Origin of the sequence: Microbacterium ureisolvens (assembly GCF_015278315.1) — a bacterium.
In the GTDB taxonomy this organism is placed as follows: Bacteria; Actinomycetota; Actinomycetes; order Actinomycetales; family Microbacteriaceae; genus Microbacterium; species Microbacterium ureisolvens.
In genome coordinates this window covers 16,685-30,634 of record NZ_JADIJE010000017.1, presented here as the reverse complement: position 1 = coordinate 30,634, position 13,950 = coordinate 16,685, and the positions used below count along the sequence as shown (strand labels likewise).

Genomic DNA, 13,950 nt, shown 5'->3' with positions numbered 1-13,950 from the left:
GACTAGGTGCGCGTCGGGCGTAGGGTCGAAGCCGTGACGTGGGATCCCCGCAGCCTTCCCGACCTCGCGGGTCGTGTGTATCTCGTGACCGGATCCAACGCCGGTCTCGGCTATTTCGCGTGCGAACAGCTCGCGCGGGCGGGTGCCCGCGTGATCATGTCGGCCCGCCATCCGAATCGCCTTTCCACGGCGCGCGCGGCGATCCGCCGTCGGGTTCCGGATGCCGCAGCCGACGCGACCGAGCCCCTGATCCTCGACACCAGCAACCTCGCGTCGGTGCGCTCGGCCGCCGCGAGCGTGCGGGGTCGAGGCGGGCTGGACGGCGTGCTGCTCAACGCCGGCATCGTCCACGCGCCGAAGGTGCGCGAGACCACGATCGACGGGCACGAGGTCGTGTTCGCGACGAACGCCCTGGGGCATTACGCGCTCGGCGGCGAGCTGCTGACGGCGCTTGCCGAGGCCTCCGGTCGCATGGTGTGGGTCGGCAGCATGTCGACCTCGCTCACGCCCTACGACCCGGTCGACCCGCAGCTGGCCGACGGATACACGGCGTGGCGGGCCTACGTGCAGTCGAAGGTCGCGACGGCGGCCCTCGGCTTCGAGGCCGACCGGCGCCTGCGGGCGGCCGGGGTTCCGGTCGCGAGCGTCGTCGCACACCCCGGCTACTCGACCGGCGGCCGCACGCCCGGGATCGTCGGCGTCAACGAGCCGTCGCGCGCCAAGCGGTTCCGTGACAACCTGCAGGCTGCGATCGCGCAGTCCAAGGAGCACGGCGCATGGACCCTCGTACGCGCCCTGACCGACCCCGACATCGAGGGCGGCGAGTTCTGGGGCCCGCGCACCGGCTCGCGCGGCGAACCCCGGCGCCAGACCGCGGCCAAGATCACGCGCGACCCCGACGTCGCCGCCCGCCTGTGGGAGTTCGCCGAGACGGCGACGGGCGTGCGCTGGCCGCTGACGCGGGCCGCCGCGGTTCGTCAGGGCTGAGCCCGCCCGCTTGCCGGGGTTCCTGGGGGTGGCTGCGCTGTCGGCGTGACACGCTGCGCCGCGGCCGGCGATGCTGACGACACGCAGCGACCCTCACGGTGGTGTCGCCGCCGCTGGCCGCCACCCCGGCTGTCAGACTGACCCCGGGAGGTCGCATGGCCGAGGTCGCCCCGTCGCTGTGGGCCCGCTTCGTCGCGCGCATGCGCGAGACCTCGTGGGCCATCGACGCGAACGACGGCATCATCGCGACGGCGGGTCTGCTGCAGGGCTTCGCCGGCGCCGGCGCGGGCGACCGGCTGCTGCTGTTCACCGCCGTGGCCGCCATGATCGCCGGTGGGCTGAGCGCCGGCGGCACCAAGTGGGCGGAGGTGGCGGCCGAGCGGGAGAGCGAACTCGAGCTCGCCGCCGAGCAGCAGGCGGAGCTCGATCGAGACCCCGGGGGAGAGCTCGCCGAGCTCGCCGCGCACTGGCAGTCGCGCGGGCTCTCGCCCGAGCTGGCGCTCGAGGTCGCGCAGCAGCTCACCTCTCGCGACGCCCTCGGCGCTCAGCTCGACGCCGAGCACGGGCTCGAGGAGATCACCCACCGGTCGGCGCCGTGGTGGGCGGGGCTCGAGACCGCGCTCGCCTTCATGGTCGGGGCGGCGATCCCGGTGCTGATCACGTTCCTCGCGCCGGTCGCGATCGAGACCTGGGCGATCATCGTCGCGGTCGTGGTATCGCTCGCGCTCACGTCGCTCGTCGCGGCAGGCGTGGGTCGCCTGTCGGCGCTGCGCATGCTCATCCGCAGCCTCGCGGTCGGCCTCGGCACCATGGGCGTCAGCTACCTCGCCGGCGTCATCTTCTTCTGACCCGGCTTTCGGGTGTCACGACTCGCGCTGCGCGCTCCTGGGTTGCGGCGCGTTGTGCCACCTGGAGCGCGGGGCTGAGGTCGACCCCCGGCGCTCGGGTGTCACGACTCGCGGTGCGCGCTCCTGGGTTGCGGCGCGTTGCGCCACCTGGAGCGCGGGGCTGAGGTCGACCCCCGGCGCTCGGGTGTCACGACTCGCGGTGCGCGCTCCTGGGTTGCGGCGCGTTGTGCCACCTGGAGCCCGGGCTCAGGTCGACCCCGGCGCTCGGGTGTCACGACTCGCGGTGCGCGCTCCTGGGTTGCGGCGCGCTGTGCCACCTGGAGCGCGGGGCTGAGGTCGACCCCCGGCGCTCGGGTGTCACGACTCGCGGCGCGCGCTCCTGCGTTGGCGCGTGTCGTGCCACCTGGAGCGCGGGCTGAGGTCGACCCCGGCGCTCGCGTGTCACGACTCGCGCTGCGCGCTCCTGCGTTGGCGCGTGTCTTGCCCCCTGAAGCGCGGGCTCAGGCCAACCCCCCGCTCAGGTGTCACGACTCGCGGTGCGCGCTCCTGCGTTGCGGCGTGTCGCGCCCCCTGAGCGCCCTCAGGCGCTCAGCCAGACGGCTCCTGCTGCGGCGGCCGGCAGCGCGACTTCGGCCCCGTCGGCCCCGTCGCCGGTCGTCAGGCGCAGGGATGCGGCATCCGTCACCGTCACGATCGCGCCGACGGCCACGCCGGCGATCTCGACGGCACGCAGCAGCTCGGGGTCGCGGTCGCTCACGCGCAGCACGCGCCCGACGTGCCCGACCGGGGCGGCGCCCAGCAGCACGAAGGGCTCGCGGTGGACGTGCCCGTCGGCGTCGGGGATCGCGTCACCGTGCGGGTCGAACCGCGGCCTGCCGAGGCGCTCGTCGATGCCCTCGAGCAGGCGGTCGCTGATGGCGTGCTCGAGCACCTCGGCCTCGTCGTGCACCTCGTCCCACGCGTAGCCGTACTCGCGCACCAGCCACGTCTCGATGAGCCGATGGCGGCGGATGATGGCGGCGGCGCGGCGTTCGCCCGCGTCGGACAGCGCGATGGGCCCGTAGGGGCGGTGGGTGACGAGGCCCTGCGCGGCGAGCTTCTGCACCATCTCGGTGACGCTCGACGGCGCGAGGCCCAGCTCGGCGGCCAGCTGCGACGGCGTGATGCGATCGTCCTGCCACTCGGTGTGGTGGTAGATCGTCTTCAGGTAGTCGTCGACGGCGGGAGAGGGCACGCTCCAGGGTACCGGGCGCCCCTCACGCGCCGGTGAGCACGAGGAACAGCAGCACGCCGTTGAGGACGATGAGGAAGACGGATGCCGCGACCCCCGCGATCGTCGTCCAGATCCGGTTGCGGAAGCCGCCGAGCACGTCGCGGTTGGCGGTGAGCGAGACGAGCGGGATGAGAGCGAACGGGATGCCGAACGACAGCACCACCTGGCTGAGCACGAGCGCCACGGTGGGGTCGAAGCCGATCGCCAGGATGATCAGCGCCGGGATCAGCGTGACGAGGCGCCGGGCCAGCAGCGGCACGCGCACATGCAGCAGGCCGTGCATGATCTCGGCGCCCGCGTACGCGCCCACCGAGGTGCTCGCCAGGCCGCTCGCGAGCAGGCCCACCGCGAACAGGGTCGCCACGAGCGGTCCGAGCCCCGCGTACAGCGCGGCGTGGGCGCCCTCGAGCGAGTCGGTGCCGGGGACGCCGGCGAGGTTCGCCGCCGCGAGGAGCAGGATGCAGAGGTTCACCGTGCCGGCGATGAGCATCGCGATGGTGACGTCCCACTTGGTGGCGCGCAGGAGCCGCCACGTTGGGATGCCGCGCAGCTCCGCCAGCGACGGGTCGGGCGCGTCCCGCTCGCTGACCGGGCTCACTGCGCGCGCGCTCGACGACAGCGGACCCGCGGCACGCGGCGGCGCGAAGCGGTCACGGGCGAGCGCGCTGTGGGCGTAGATGGCGTGCGGCATGATCGTCGCGCCGAGGATGGACGCGGCCAGCAGCACCGAGTCGGTGCCCTCGAAGCGGGGGACCAGGCCGCCGACGACGCCCGCCGGATCGGGCGGCGCGATGAAGACGCCGAACGAGAAGCCGATCGCGATGATCGCGAGCAGCCCGATCACCACGAACTCGAAGGGGCGCGGGCCGCGACGCGACTGCACGAGGAGCAGCGTGATCGAGACGGCGCCGGTGATGGCACCGCCCCACACCAGCGGGATGCCGAAGAGCAGGTTCAGCGCGACCGCGCCGCCGATCACCTCGGCGATATCGGTCGCCATCGCGACCAGCTCCGCCTGCAGCCAGTAGGCGCGGCGGGCCCACGGGTTGCGGATGCGGGTGCCGAGCGTCTCGGGGAGGCTGCGGCCGGTGACGATGCCGAGCTTCGCGGAGAGGTACTGGATGAGCCACGCCATGACGTTGCCCAGCACGACGACCCACACCAGGAGGTAGCCGTAGCGGGCGCCGGCGGTCATGTTGCTGGCGACGTTGCCGGGGTCGAGGTAAGCCACCCCGGCGACGAGCGCGGGCCCGATCAGCCACGCCAGGCGGGGCAGCGTGATCGGTCGGCGGCGCTCGCCTTTCGCGGCATCCGTCGTCCACTCGGCAGTTTTCGGCATGCCGAAACCATAACTGTTTTTCGGCGCGCCGAAAAGTGCGGCGGCTTGCGAGCCGAGGTGCCGCAAGGCAGAGGCGTTGGAGCCGACTCAGTGGCGGGCGGCGGGCGGGCCCGGGATAGCCTGGGCCGGTGACCGCGCCCGACCCCTCCCCCGAGCCCGCAGCGCCCACGCTCCCGGTGGGCGTGGGACCGTGGCCGGGCGGACCCGAGGCCTGGCCCGACGACGACCGCTACGACCGCGAGCTCCTCGCCCACGGCGACGCGCGCAACGTCGTGGACGCGTACCGGTACTGGACCATGGACGCCATCGTCGCCGACCTCGACACGCGCCGCCACGCGTTCCACGTGGCGATCGAGAACTGGCAGCACGACATGAACATCGGCTCCATCGTGCGCAGCGCCAACGCGTTCCTCGCCGCCGAGGTGCACATCATCGGCAAGCGCCGCTGGAACCGGCGCGGGGCGATGGTCACCGACCGCTACCAGCACGTCCGCCACCACGAGACCGTCGAGGCGTTCGCCCAGTGGACGGATGCCGCATCCCTGCCGATCATCGCGATCGACAACGTCGAGGGCTCGCGGCCGCTCCCCGACGCCGACCTGCCCGAGGCGTGCGTGCTGCTCTTCGGGCAGGAGGGACCGGGGCTGTCGCCGGAGGCGCTGGCCGCGGCATCCGGAACCGTCCAGATCGAGCAGTACGGCTCGACGCGCTCGATCAACGCCAGCGCCGCCGCGGCCGTCGTCATGTACGAGTGGTGCCGGCGCTGGGCCTGAGCCTCCGGTCGCTGCGCCCGTCGATGCGCCCTTCGTCGACCTGACGGGCGCAATGCCCGCGGTCAGGCCGGATTCAGGGCAGGGCCGGGACCGGCTCCGGCGCGCCGGCCGCGACCGGAACACGCGGCGTGAAGGCGAAGCGCGAGAGGTCCGCGACGACGCCCGCTGCCCGCGCGGGGGAGGGCATGAAGCGCAGGAAGAACACCAGCCGCAGCATCCACGCGATCGCACCGGTGAAGGGCACGCCGTACAGCTCCGAGATGCCGCGACCGAAGCCGAACGACGCCGCACGGCCGAGCCCGCGATAGGCGAACCGACGCGCCGATCGGCCGTCCAGCCGCCGCGCGATCGCGCGGCCGATGTGGTCGCCGCCTTTCATGGCCCAGAGGGCGTTGGCCGGCACCGGCTCTCCGGTGACGGGATGCCCGACCCGCGCGCCGTCGCCGGCCGCCCACACGCCGTACCTGACGGCGAGCGTCTGCTGGGTCAGGAGCCGGCCCCGTTCGTCGCGCCAAGGGTCGAGCCCGGGGATGCGCACGGGGCGCTGCCCGGTCGCGGCGACGACGGTCGCCGCGGGGAGCGACGACCCGTCGGAGAGGACGGCCGCGGTCGCCGTGACCTCGGTGAGCCGGACGCCCGTGATCACCCGCACCCCGAGCCGATCGAGCTCGGCCGCGGCGCGCGCCACGAGTCCCGGCTGGTCGGACCACTCGGGAATGATGCGATCGCCGGAGTGCACGAGCGTCGTCGGATGCCCGCGGTCGGCGATGGCCGCCGCCAGCTCGACGCCGGCGATCCCGCCGCCGGCGACGACCACGGGGGATCCCGGCGCAGTGGCGAGGTGGTCGGCGAGCGCGGCGATCTCGTCCGGACCGCGCAGGGCACGGCCGTACTCTGACAGCCCGTCGACCTCGGCGACCGGCTCGCGGGCGCCCGTGCCGACGACGAGGTGGTCGTAGCGGAGCGTCTCGACAGCGCCCTCGCCGCGTCGGTAAGACACCGTCTGGCCGGCGGCGTCGATGCTCAGCGCGACGCCCTCGACGATGCGCGCGAGCGGCATCGCCTCGGCCAGCGGAGTGGCCACGCGATCGCGGCCGATCATGCCGGCCACGAGCTCGCCGGTGAAGCCGTGGAAGCGGTGCGCGGTGTCCGCAGAGATCACGACGATCTCGAGCTCGCCGGTGCGCAGCAGGGGCGCGGTGCGACGCGCGAGCGTCGCGTAGGCGTGGAGGGTGACGTAGCCGCCGCCCAGCATCACGACGCGCATCACGCGATCACCGCCCCGTGGCGCTCGAGCGCGACCGGTGCGCCGAAGCTCGTGGGGTCGGCCGCCCGGAAGCCCAGGTGGGCGAGCTCGCCCGCGCGGGCGCGGACGGCGTCGATCTGCTCCAGCGTGGGGTTGCCGATGGAGAAGTGGCCGCGGTGGCCGGTGAGGGCGAGGATCGCGGTCTCGGCGAAGCACGCGTACGAGCGGCCGTTCGGCAGGCCGATGTCGCCGCCGACGAGGCGCAGGCTCGGGATGGTGACGATGCCGCCGTCGACCACCAGCACATCAGGGCGAGCGGTGGCAAGGCCCGGCGAGGTGTTGCGCGGCTGCGTCGCGTCCAGCACGATCGCGCCGGGCGCGAGGTGATCGGGGCCGAGCAGCGTGTCGGCGGACGCGGTGAGCAGCACGACGAGGTCGGCATCGCGGACGGCGTCGATGGAGAGGGCGACCGACACGTCGACCTCGCTCGAGACCGCCGTCGCGAGCGCTTCCAGACGCGGTGCCGTGCGGGCGATCAGAGTGAGGCGCGCCCCGGCGGGATCGCGGGCGAGGAGCTTGGTGACCGCGGTGCCGACGCTGCCGCTGGCGCCGACGATCGCGATGTGCGGACGCCCGGTGCGGGCGGAGACGTGGGGGAGCAGCATCCGGATCTGGTCCTCGACGATCGCCGCCGTGAACGCGTTGCCGTTCGTCACCCCGATGTCGGAGCGCTCGCGCAGCGAGGCCCCGCCCGCCGTCACCGTCGCGGTGAGCGCGCCGAGCCCCACGACGTCTGCGCCGAGCGCGACGGCACGGTCGACCGCCCGGCTCACGCGGCGGCGTCCGCCCGGGATGTCGGAGAGGAGATGACGTGCGCCGAACGGCACCAGCACGACGTGCCCCACGCGCTCGCCGCCGATCTGCACGCCGGACATCGTCACCGGCGGCAGCGGCAGGCGCCGCAGCGCGGCGTCGTAGACCGGTTCGGGCATGAGCCCCAGGGGCCGCCAAACGCGAGCGAGGTCTTCGCTCAGGCGTGCACGGGGGTGGACGGTGAACGCGAATGTTCCGGTGCCAGGCACGGGGAGCTCCTTCCGGCGTCGGCGAGTGGACGCCATGTGACCCAGGAGCGGTCGGCTGCCGGCGTGATACGTCGGCGCGCGGGTGCGCCGTCAGACGCCGACGGTGAGCCAGGTCGAGCCGCGCACGCGCCAGCCCAGGGTGACCAGCCGCGCGAGCATGTAGACGCCGAAGAACGCCACCGCGAGCCACGCGAGGCCCGCTGCGCCGACGGGATGCAGCCATGCCACGAGCGCCAGCGCCGGCACGAACGGCACCAGGTTCAGCACGCCGACGATCGCGAGGTACTTCGCGTCGCCCGCGCCGATCAGGACGCCGTCCAGCACGAACACGATGCCGCACACCGGCTGCGCGATCGCCAGGACGATGAGCGCCGGCTGCACGAGCGTCGCGATGCCGGGGTCGCCGGTGAAGAGCAGCCCGATCACGCCCGACAGCGCACCGATCACCGCACCGGTGATCACGCCGAACCACGCGCCCCACGCAACGGTGCGGCCGAGCACGCGCCGCACGAGGCCCGTGTCTTCGGCGCCCAGCCCCTTGCCGATGAGCGCCTGCGCCGCGATCGCGAGCGCGTCCAGCGCGAACGCCGCCGTGGAGAAGATCGTGAAGGCCACCTGCCAGCCGGCGAGCTCGACGGTGCCGAGGCCCGTCGCGACGGCGACCGTGGCCAGCAGTGCGATGCGCAGCGACACCGTGCGCAGGAACAGCCAGCCGCCGGAGCGCGCCGAGCCGCGCAGTCCCTCGCGCTGAGGACGGACGGATGCCTCGTGCCGCCGCGCGAGGCGGCCCACGACAACCGCGTACGCGGCCACCATCCCCCACTGCGCGACGACGGTGCCGACGGCCGACCCGGCGATGCCCCAGCCGAGGCCATAGATGAACGCCCAGTTGAGGAGCGCGTTCGCCGCGAAGCCGAGCCCGGCGATCCACAGCGGCGTCACGGTGTCCTGCATGCCGCGCAGCAGTCCTGTCGCGGCGAAGACCACGAGCATCGCGGGAAGGCCCCACATCGAGATGCCGAGGTAGATCTCGGCCTGCTGCGCCACCTCGGGGCTCGCGCCGAACAGGGCGACGAGGAACGGCGTCGCGACGTAGCCGACGAGCGCCAGCACCGCGCCGATGCCGAGGGCCAGCCACACGCCGTCGATGCCCACCGACACCGCACGCGAGGGGTCGCCGGCGCCGAAGCGGCGCGCCACGGCAGGCGTCGTCGAGTAGGCGAGGAACACCATGAGCCCGACGATGGTCTGCAGCACCGCCGACGCGATGCCCAGGCCCGCGAGGGGCTCCACCCCGAGATGGCCGACGAGCGCGGAGTCGACGATCAGGAAGAGCGGCTCGGCGATCAGGGCGCCCAGCGCCGGCACCGCGAGCCGCAGGATGTCGCGGTTCAGGGTGTCGGTCCTCACGCCTTCGAGCCTAGGAGGTGGCGCCGACGCCGGGTGGCGGCATCCGTCCGTTCATCACGATGTCGTCACGGCCCGTGATCGGCCCGCTCCCGAGAGTCGCCCAGGTTTCGGGCGGCTAACCTGGAACGCATGACCGATGCCCCCCGCTCCGGTCTCGCGCTCGAGGAACTCAGCGCCGAGATCCGCCCTCAGGACGACCTGTTCCGCCACGTCAACGGCAGCTGGCTGGAGAGGACCGAGATCCCCGAGGACAAGGCGCGGTGGGGATCGTTCCACCTCATCGCGGAGCAGGCCGAGAAGGATGTGCACGCGATCGTCGAGGAGTCGCAGCAGGCCGAGCCCGGCACCGAGGCCCGCAAGATCGGCGACCTCTACACCAGCTTCATGGACACCGAGCGCATCGAGGAGCTGGGCGCCGCCCCGCTCGGCGACGAGCTGGCCCGCGTGGAGGCGATCGACAGCATCCCGTCCTTCCTGCGCACGATCGGCGAGTTCGAGCGCGACGGGATCGCCGCGCTGATCCACCTCTACATCGAGCCCGACCCGGGCAACCCGCAGCGGTACGTGCCGTTCTTCATCCAGGGCGGCCTGTCGCTGCCCGACGAGAGCTACTACCGACTCGACAACTTCCAGGAGACGCGCATCGCGTTCCGCTCCCACGTGCAGCGGATCCTGGAGCTGGCGGGCGTGACCGAGGCCGAGGCATCCGCCGACCGCATCGTCGCCCTCGAGACGGAGCTCGCGACGCACCACTGGGACAACGTCTCGAGCCGCGATGCGGTCAAGACCTACAACCTGAAGAGCTGGGACGAGGTGCAGGAGCTCGCCGGCGTCGACCTCACCCCGTGGCGCGAGGGCGCCGCGCCCGACCACGCCGAGGCGTTCGCCGAGATCAACGTCTATCAGCCGAGCTTCCTCGAGGGACTCGGCGCGCTGCTGGTCGAGGACCGCCTCGACGACTGGAAGGCCTGGCTGCGCTTCGCCGTCGTGCACTCGGCGGCGCCCTTCCTGTCGGACGACTTCGTCGCCGAGAACTTCGGGTTCTACGGCACGCAGCTCACCGGCGTCCCCGTCAACCGCGAGCGGTGGAAGCGCGGCGTCAGCCTCAGCGAGGCGGCGCTGGGCGAGGCGATCGGCCGCGTCTACGTGGAGCGGCACTTCCCGCCCGCCGCGAAGGAGGCGATGGACGAGCTCGTCGGCAACCTCATCGAGGCGTACCGGCAGTCGATCGCCGAGCTCGAGTGGATGAGCCCCGACACGCGCGAGCGCGCGCTGGCGAAGCTCGACGCGTTCACGCCCAAGATCGGGTACCCGGTCAAGTGGAAGGACTACTCCACGCTCGAGGTCGACGCGTCCGACCTCGTGGGCAACGTGCGCCGCGCGCACGTCTGGGAGCACGACCGCCAGCTCGCCAAGGTCGGCCAGCCGATCGACCGCGACGAGTGGTTCATGACGCCGCAGACCGTCAACGCGTACTACAACCCGCTCATGAACGAGATCGTGTTCCCCGCGGCGATCCTGCAGTACCCGTTCTTCGACGCCGAGCGCGACGCCGCAGCGAACTACGGCGGCATCGGCGCGGTCATCGGCCACGAGATCGGCCACGGCTTCGACGACCAGGGCAGCCGCTTCGACGGCGACGGGTCGCTGCGCGACTGGTGGACCGACGAGGACCGCGCCGCCTTCGAGGAGCGCACCAAGAACCTCATCGCGCAGTACGACGCGCTGGTGCCGCAGGGTCTCGCCGACGAGAACCACGTCAACGGCGCGCTCACGATCGGCGAGAACATCGGCGATCTCGGCGGGCTCGGCATCGCGATCCGGGCCTACGAGCTCTCGCTCGGCCGCGACTCGGCCGGCGAGCGTGTCACGGCGCCGGAGATCGACGGGTTCACCGGCATCCAGCGCCTGCTGCTGAGCTGGGCGCAGATCTGGCAGCAGAAGGGGAGGGATGCCGAGACCATCCGTCTCCTCACCATCGACCCGCACTCGCCCAACGAGTTCCGGTGCAATCAGATCGTGCGCAACATCGGCGCGTTCTACGATGCGTTCGGAGTGACCGAGTCGGACGCTCTCTGGCTCGACGAGGACCAGCGCGTCACCATCTGGTGAGGTCCGGGCCGCCTGGGCGGCCAGGGCGACCCCGCAATCACATACAGGAGAGGAAAGTCCGTGGGCATGGAGCCCAGAAGGGACGCCGAGTCGCTGCGGGGGGCGCGACGAAGCACCGGACGCCGGCTGCCGAAGAGGGCAGCAGCCGGACGTCGTTCATTCACGTCGACGCTGAAGTCGCTCGACGACCTCGCCACGTCCGGAGCCAAGATCTCCGTGCGCATCACCGACCTCGACCGCGGCACGTCCGTGCTCTCGGGCGACGACTTCGTGACCCTGCCGGTCGCGGGGCTCGGCGTGGTGCCGCTGCTCATCGAGGTCGCCGCCGCCTTCGAATCGGGGCGGCTGGAGCCGCTCGAGATCATCGACCGCGCGCACATCGAGCCGGTGGGCGTCGGGGGAGTGTGGCAGCACCTCAAGGCGCCCGCCCTGCCGCTGGTCGACCTCGCCGTGCTCACGGCGTCGACGGGCGACGCGCTCGCCGCCAACGCCCTGCTGAAACGGGTCGGACTGCCGGCGGTGCGCGCCCGCATCGAGGAGCTCGGGCTCGCCCGTTCGGCGCTGCTCGACCGCTTCCGCGACGAGCGCGGACCCGACGACGCGCCGCACTTCGCGCTCGGCTCCGCCCGCGAGCTCGCGGAGGTCTTCGCGGCCCTCGTGAACTCGCAGGTCGTCTCGCCGAGCGTGAGCGCCCAGGTCGCCGAGTGGCTGAGCCTCAACCACGACCTGTCGCTCGTGGCATCCGCCACCGGTCTCGACCCGTTCTCGCACGAGAACGACGAGCACGGCCTGCTCTTCATCAACAAGACGGGACGGGATGCCGGCATCCGGGTCGAAGCCGGTGTGCTGGCCGGCCCGCGGGCCGGGGTGTCGTACGCGCTCATCGTGTGCTTCGACGACCTGTCGATCTCGCACCGCCTGCGCGCGCACGAGGCCTTCCGCGTGCTGGGCACGGACCTCATGGAGTACGTCTTCTAGCTCCCTCGCCCCGCGCCCCGTTCGCGCCTGCGCCTGCGTGCGCCCTTGCACCTGCCTGAGCCTGCGCCCCTCGACCCGCGCCCCCCTGTGCGAACCCACACCTTCCGGGCGAGCCCACACGTTCGCGCCGCTCGCAGCGTGTGGGTTCGCGCCGACGATGTGGGTTCGCGGGGAGGAAGGTTGGCATCGCGGGCGGAGATGCGGGGCCGCGGCGTGACGCAGGGTGACGCGCGAGTACCTATGGCGGGAGGGATCGGCTAGCCTCGCAAGGGTGTCAACACCGCCGTTCCGCGCCGACATCGTCGGCAGCTTCCTCCGCCCGACCGCCCTCGCCGAGGCGCGCCGCCGTTACGCGGCGGGCGACATCGACGCCGACGCCCTGCGCATCGCCGAAGACACCGCCATCGCCGAGCTCGTCGTCCGCGAGGCCGACGCGGGACTGAAGCTCGCCACCGACGGCGAGTTCCGCCGCTCGTGGTGGCACTTCGACTTCTTCGGGCTGCTCGACGGCGTCGAGATCGTCGAGCTCGACCACGGCATCCAGTTCCAGGGCGTGCAGACCAAGCCGCGGGGCATCGACGTGACCGGACGGATCGGCTTCAGCGACACGCACCCGTTCCTCGACCACTTCCGGTCGCTCAAGAGCCTGCTCGAGCGCACGACCGGCGCGGTGCCCAAGTTCAGCATCCCGGCGCCCACCGTCCTCGACTTCCGCATCGAGCCGGGGCACCTCGCCGCTTCGGGGTACGCCGGGCACGACGACATGGTCGACGACCTCGTGCAGACCTACCGCGACGCGGTGGCTGCGTTCTACGAGGCGGGATGCCGCTACCTCCAGTTCGACGACACCGCGTGGGCCTATCTGTGCTCGGAGGTCGAGCTCGAGAAGGCACGGGAGCGCGGCATCCGCACCGACGGCATCGCCGAGCGCTACGCGACCATGCTCAACCGCATCCTGGACGGCAAGCCCGACGACCTCACCATCACGACCCACGTATGCCGCGGCAACTTCCGCTCGACGTGGATCTCGTCGGGCGGCTACGAGCCGGTCGCCGAGCAGCTGCTCGGCAACACCGCGTACGACGGATACTTCCTCGAGTACGACAGCGAGCGCGCCGGCGGTTTCGAGCCGCTGCGCTTCCTGCCCGAGGGCGACAAGACTGTCGTGCTGGGGCTCATCACGTCGAAGACCGGCGAGCTGGAGAACGTGGATGCCGTGAAGCAGCGCATCGACGAGGCGGCCGCGTTCGCCCCGCTCGAGCAGCTGGCCCTGAGCCCCCAGTGCGGCTTCGCCTCGACCGAGGAGGGCAACGTCCTCACCGAGGACGAGCAGTGGGCGAAGGTGCGCGAGGTCGTCGACATCGCCGCCGACGTCTGGCGCTGACCCGGGACCGTTTCGTCCCTCGTTCCTCGCGGCTCAACGGCCGGAGAGGCTTCGGTCGTTGAGCCGCGGTGCCTCGAGATCGCACGTCCTCGACGAGCGACCACGTCGTGGGCGCCTAAAACGTGCTGTCTCGGCGACATCGTGCGTTCTCGGCAGACCACCACGTCGTCGCCGAAGCCTGCGGTGTCGAGGTCGCGGGATCTCGACGATGCGGGCGCCACTGAGCCGGCGTAGCCGGGGTCGGTGGGCGAAGGTGCGCGAGGTCGTCGACATCGCCGCCGACGTCTGGCGCTGACCACGAGTCCCCCGCCGCGAGGTGTCCGCCCGCGGCGTCTGTTTCGCGGCGATGGCTCGTGCTGTCGCCGAACGCCCGTGTTCTGAGCGGTTCAGGACGTGGGCGCTCGATGAGAGCACCGGCTATGACCACTCTGGCGCGTAACCAGTCGTTCGGGGCGCGGAGTGGCTGACGTTCGGTGAGAGCCCGTGCTGTCACCCAAAGCGCGTGTCGTCAGCAGTTC

11 protein-coding genes are annotated in these 13,950 nt (G+C 72.3%); 6 read left to right on the top strand and 5 right to left on the bottom strand.

Annotated features, from left to right (window positions below):
- Positions 1–33 precede the first annotated feature (33 nt).
- Together IM767_RS19105 and IM767_RS19100 are read left to right on the top strand one after the other, a co-directional pair.
- Positions 34–987, top strand: a complete 954-nt coding sequence (locus IM767_RS19105) for an SDR family NAD(P)-dependent oxidoreductase (RefSeq protein WP_109208521.1) — start codon at positions 34–36, stop codon at positions 985–987.
- A gap of 155 nt (positions 988–1,142) precedes the next feature.
- On the top strand, positions 1,143–1,835 hold the full coding sequence (locus tag IM767_RS19100) for a VIT1/CCC1 transporter family protein (RefSeq protein WP_109208520.1): 693 nt from the start codon (positions 1,143–1,145) through the stop codon (positions 1,833–1,835).
- A 580-nt stretch (positions 1,836–2,415) separates the two neighbouring features.
- On the opposite strand, the gene IM767_RS19095 is transcribed toward IM767_RS19100, so the two are convergent.
- Together IM767_RS19095 and IM767_RS19090 are read right to left on the bottom strand one after the other, a co-directional pair.
- Positions 2,416–3,069, bottom strand: coding sequence for a metal-dependent transcriptional regulator (locus tag IM767_RS19095; protein WP_109208519.1), 654 nt, complete (start codon positions 3,067–3,069; stop codon positions 2,416–2,418).
- A 22-nt stretch (positions 3,070–3,091) separates the two neighbouring features.
- Positions 3,092–4,447, bottom strand: a complete 1,356-nt coding sequence (locus IM767_RS19090; protein ID WP_109208518.1) for an Nramp family divalent metal transporter — start codon at positions 4,445–4,447, stop codon at positions 3,092–3,094.
- Positions 4,448–4,575: 128 nt separating this feature from the next.
- Between IM767_RS19090 and IM767_RS19085 the strand changes: the two genes are divergently transcribed.
- A complete protein-coding gene (locus IM767_RS19085) occupies positions 4,576–5,220 on the top strand; it encodes a TrmH family RNA methyltransferase (protein WP_109208517.1) in 645 nt (214 codons plus the stop codon).
- A 73-nt stretch (positions 5,221–5,293) separates the two neighbouring features.
- Here IM767_RS19085 and IM767_RS19080 read toward each other — a convergent pair whose 3' ends face one another.
- The 3 genes from IM767_RS19080 to IM767_RS19070 all read right to left on the bottom strand — a co-directional run bounded on the left by IM767_RS19080 (position 5,294) and on the right by IM767_RS19070 (position 8,958).
- Positions 5,294–6,487, bottom strand: coding sequence for an NAD(P)/FAD-dependent oxidoreductase (locus tag IM767_RS19080; protein ID WP_109208516.1), 1,194 nt, complete (start codon positions 6,485–6,487; stop codon positions 5,294–5,296).
- Positions 6,487–7,548 carry a semialdehyde dehydrogenase gene (locus IM767_RS19075; protein WP_239453062.1) on the bottom strand — a complete coding sequence of 354 codons (1,062 nt, stop codon included), beginning with the start codon at positions 7,546–7,548 and terminating at the stop codon, positions 6,487–6,489. The genes IM767_RS19080 and IM767_RS19075 overlap by 1 nt, the downstream gene beginning before the upstream one ends.
- A 90-nt stretch (positions 7,549–7,638) precedes the next feature.
- Positions 7,639–8,958, bottom strand: a complete 1,320-nt coding sequence (locus IM767_RS19070; RefSeq protein WP_109208514.1) for an MATE family efflux transporter — start codon at positions 8,956–8,958, stop codon at positions 7,639–7,641.
- A 129-nt stretch (positions 8,959–9,087) separates the two neighbouring features.
- Between IM767_RS19070 and IM767_RS19065 the strand changes: the two genes are divergently transcribed.
- The 3 genes from IM767_RS19065 (at position 9,088) to IM767_RS19055 (ending at position 13,432) form a co-directional block, all read left to right on the top strand.
- Positions 9,088–11,070, top strand: coding sequence for a M13 family metallopeptidase (locus IM767_RS19065; protein WP_109208513.1), 1,983 nt, complete (start codon positions 9,088–9,090; stop codon positions 11,068–11,070).
- Positions 11,071–11,136: 66 nt separating this feature from the next.
- Complete coding sequence (locus IM767_RS19060; protein ID WP_109208512.1) at positions 11,137–12,048, top strand: serine hydrolase; 912 nt, start codon at positions 11,137–11,139, stop codon at positions 12,046–12,048.
- 271 nt (positions 12,049–12,319) lie between these two features.
- Entirely contained in the window at positions 12,320–13,432 is a 1,113-nt protein-coding gene (locus tag IM767_RS19055) for a 5-methyltetrahydropteroyltriglutamate--homocysteine S-methyltransferase (RefSeq protein WP_109208511.1), read from the top strand.
- The last annotated feature ends 518 nt before the right edge of the window (positions 13,433–13,950 follow it).

Coding starts and splice junctions, on each gene's coding strand:
- IM767_RS19100 (WP_109208520.1), top strand. CDS start 1,143: ATGGCCGAGGTCGCCCCGTCGCTGTGGGCCCGCTTCGTCGCGCGCATG.
- IM767_RS19090 (WP_109208518.1), bottom strand. CDS start 4,447: ATGCCGAAAACTGCCGAGTGGACGACGGATGCCGCGAAAGGCGAGCGC.
- IM767_RS19080 (WP_109208516.1), bottom strand. CDS start 6,487: ATGCGCGTCGTGATGCTGGGCGGCGGCTACGTCACCCTCCACGCCTAC.
- IM767_RS19065 (WP_109208513.1), top strand. CDS start 9,088: ATGACCGATGCCCCCCGCTCCGGTCTCGCGCTCGAGGAACTCAGCGCC.
- IM767_RS19060 (WP_109208512.1), top strand. CDS start 11,137: ATGGAGCCCAGAAGGGACGCCGAGTCGCTGCGGGGGGCGCGACGAAGC.